The sequence below is a fragment of the Halomonas sp. ND22Bw genome (genome assembly GCF_003011945.1).
GTDB lineage: Bacteria > Pseudomonadota > Gammaproteobacteria > Pseudomonadales > Halomonadaceae > Halomonas > Halomonas halophila.
In genome coordinates, this window is sequence record NZ_PXWD01000333.1 from 1 (window position 1) to 366 (window position 366).

1 protein-coding gene is annotated in these 366 nt (G+C 66.9%); it reads left to right on the top strand.

What is annotated here, in order from left to right:
- Positions 1-127 precede the first annotated feature (127 nt).
- The coding region (locus CVH10_RS25445; RefSeq protein WP_219924798.1) for a hypothetical protein at positions 128-366 on the top strand (239 nt) is incomplete at its 3' end.

Consider the following 366-nt stretch of genomic DNA (forward strand, 5'->3'; position numbering starts at 1 on the left):
CCGAACATAGACCAAGAATCGTCCAACCGGGGCGCTGCCAAGGTCATTTCGGGGCATACGAAACAATCCGTAACAGGGGGAGTATATAGGGGTGCGGGCGTCGGGCCCGTGCAACTGGGGATGACCCATGAATATCAAGACCGCTCTTCTGGCTGGCGCCGCCGCCGCTTTCATGACCGCCGCGCCGGCTCTGGCGCAAGAAACCACGCCCGCTCCCGCCGCCGCGCCTGCCGCCGCCAGTAACCGGTCGCCCGGATCGGCGCCCGGCAGGATCGGTGTAAACCACGCCATGCGCCGCAGCTACGCCGGCGACGCCACGTCGCGCAAGCTCTGGTCGATCATATCGAACGCCTCCGGCAGCGCCGC